At 71.2% G+C, this 2,338-nt stretch carries 3 protein-coding genes and 1 pseudogene; 1 reads left to right on the top strand and 3 read right to left on the bottom strand.

The annotated features are described in order from the left end of the window. Positions 1 to 184: 184 nt before the first annotated feature. Positions 185 to 361: a GntR family transcriptional regulator gene (locus VG296_RS33020; protein WP_349259688.1), complete on the bottom strand. Its 177-nt coding sequence runs from the start codon at positions 359 to 361 to the stop codon at positions 185 to 187. Between VG296_RS33020 and VG296_RS25740 the strand changes: the two genes are divergently transcribed. Next, on the top strand, positions 333 to 869 hold the full coding sequence (locus tag VG296_RS25740; RefSeq protein WP_325570021.1) for an SMP-30/gluconolactonase/LRE family protein: 537 nt from the start codon (positions 333 to 335) through the stop codon (positions 867 to 869). The two genes, VG296_RS33020 and VG296_RS25740, sit on opposite strands and share 29 nt — an antisense overlap. Positions 870 to 873: 4 nt before the next feature. Here VG296_RS25740 and VG296_RS25745 read toward each other — a convergent pair whose 3' ends face one another. Together VG296_RS25745 and VG296_RS25750 are read right to left on the bottom strand one after the other, a co-directional pair. Further along, positions 874 to 1,908, bottom strand: a complete 1,035-nt coding sequence (locus tag VG296_RS25745) for a phosphotransferase family protein (protein WP_325570023.1) — start codon at positions 1,906 to 1,908, stop codon at positions 874 to 876. 73 nt (positions 1,909 to 1,981) lie between these two features. Beyond that, positions 1,982 to 2,338, bottom strand: a pseudogene (locus VG296_RS25750) (TetR/AcrR family transcriptional regulator); the annotation flags it as partial.

Raw genomic sequence — 2,338 nt, forward strand, 5'->3', positions numbered from 1 at the left:
GTGGCAACGCCGTCCCGCGCATACCCGAGCACACCGGCCCAGAATTCCGCCGAACGGTCCAGATCGGAACAGTCGATCACGACAACCAACTCGCCCCGCAGGTACGGATGTGGATCCCGGTGCATGACCTGATTCTGTACCGGGGCGACCGAACAGCAGGGCGCTACACCGCCTGACTAGTCCCCTACTTCGGGGTGGCGAACGTCCCTCGTCCCCGAGACACGCGCACTAGGCCTTCGCTGGTGAGAATCTCGACCGCGCGCCGCACGGTGCCTCGGCTGACGCCGTACTCATGCATCAGGTCCTGCTCGGTGGGCAGGCGGCCAGTGAGCTTGCCTGAGCTGATCGAGGCGCGCAGGATTCCCGCGAGCGCAGCGGCGGGGCGGCTTTACCTCGTGGACCTGGACGGCACGGCCACGGTGATCGCCGACGACCTGCTGATCTCCAACGGGATCGCCGGTCCGCGCGACGCACTGCTGTACCACGTCGACTCGGACCGCAGGGTCGTCTGGCAGTTCGCACTGGACGCCGCCGACCTCGCCGCCTCGCGCAAGGCGTTCATCGACACCAGCAAGTACGACGCGCTGCCCGACGGTCTGGCGATGGCCGCCGACGGCTCGGTCTGGGTCGCGATGGCTGGCGCCGGCGTGGTAGTCGGCTGGGAGGCGGGCGGGGCGCGGATCGCCGAGATCTCCGTGCCGCACGCGCTGGCAACGTCCGTCTGCTTCGGCGGCCCGGCCCTGGACCAGCTGTTCATTCTCACCGGTGCGAACGAGGAGTGGCCCAACCCGGACGGCGGGTCGGTCTTCCGCACTGCCGCGCCGCGGCCGGGGTTGCCGGCGCCACGGGCGCGGGTGCGGCCGCGGTAGCTGATCAGCCTCTCTCCGCCAGCGCGGCGGCGTCGCGGAGGAGCTTCGGCACGTCCTCGCCGAGGGCGCGCGCGTACGGGGAGTCGATCTCGCCGCTCAGGTACCGTGCGTACGCGCCCTCGACGATCGCGGCGAGCTTGAAGAACGCCAGCGCCATGTAGAACGTCAGCGCCGCAGTCGAGCGTCCGGTCAGCGCGCTGTAGTGGCCGGCCAGCTCGCGCCTGCTCGGGGCACCTGGCGCACGGGTCAGCCCCTGCACCCTCGGCATCGCGATCGGCGCGACTCGCTCGGCCCCCCAGAAACCGAGCAGCAGGCCCAGGTCCACGAGCGGGTCGCCGATCGTCGACAGTTCCCAGTCGATGATCGCGCTGACCCGCGTCGGCGGTCCGGGGAGGATGAGGCAGTTGTCCAGGCGGAAGTCGCCGTGCAGGATCCCCGGGATGCCGTCGGCCGGACGGTTCGCATCGAGCCAGGCGCCGACGTCGTCGAACAGCGGCAGATCGCGCACCCGGTTCTGCTGGTACTGGCCCCGCCAGCGGGCGACCTGCCGCTCGAGGAAGCCCGCCGGGCGGCCGAAGCCGGCCAGGCCTGCCGCCTCGACGTCCACCCGGTGCAGCGCGGCGAGCGCCTCGACGGCCGCGAAGCCGGCCGCGCCGATCGTGACGTCGCGCGGCCAGCCTTCCGGCCAGCTGTCGGTGAGCGGGGCACCCGGGCACAGCTCCATGACCAGGCACGGCTGTGCCGTCACCGCGCCGGCCTCGGCGAATGCGAGGGCCCGCGGCGCAGGGACGTCCCGGCCGGCCAGGGCCGTCAGCACGCGGAGCTCCCGGGCCAGGTTATTGGCGGTCGGCGAAATCGCAACTGCCGGCGGCCGGCGCATGATCCACTGTCCGCCGGGCGCGCTCAGCAGCGTCGTCTCGTTCGAGTTCCCGCCGCTGATCGGCCGGGCCTCGAACGGGCCCGGCGAGCCCAGCTGCTCTCCCAGCCAGCTGCGCAGGGCCGGCCCGAGGCCGGCCGAGGCGGTGTGTCCGGTGGGCATGCGTGCTCCCCCGCGTGTCGGTACCGTGATCCTCACCGGTGCGGGCGTATGCGAACCGCTGACCGGGCCGCTGTCAGCGCGGGCCGTAGCCGTTGAGGAAGATCTCGGTAAAGGTGTTCGCGACCTGCTGCGCGCTCCACTCGGTGTTCGGGCGGTACCAGCGGTGCATCCAGTTGATCATGCCGAACAGGGCGAGCGCGCACAGCTCGACCGGCAGATCCTTGCGCAGCGTGCCGTCGCGGCGTCCCTTGTCCAGGATCGAGTGCACCAGCGACTCATACGTGCGGGTGCGCGCGATGACGTCGGTCGCCCACTCGCTGTCCTGGCGGGCAATACGCCCGAGGTCTTCCATGTACACGGCGATATGCGGGTAGTTCTCGGCGTACGAGGTCACCATCGACTCGATCAGGGCCCGGATCTTGTCGGGCGT

The sequence above is a fragment of the Actinospica sp. genome, from assembly GCF_035552695.1.
Lineage (GTDB): Bacteria > Actinomycetota > Actinomycetes > Streptomycetales > Catenulisporaceae > Actinospica.

Bases quoted from the DNA above. Each gene is read 5' to 3' on its own strand.
- VG296_RS25745 (WP_325570023.1), bottom strand. From the start codon at position 1,908: ATGCCCACCGGACACACCGCCTCGGCCGGCCTCGGGCCGGCCCTGCGC.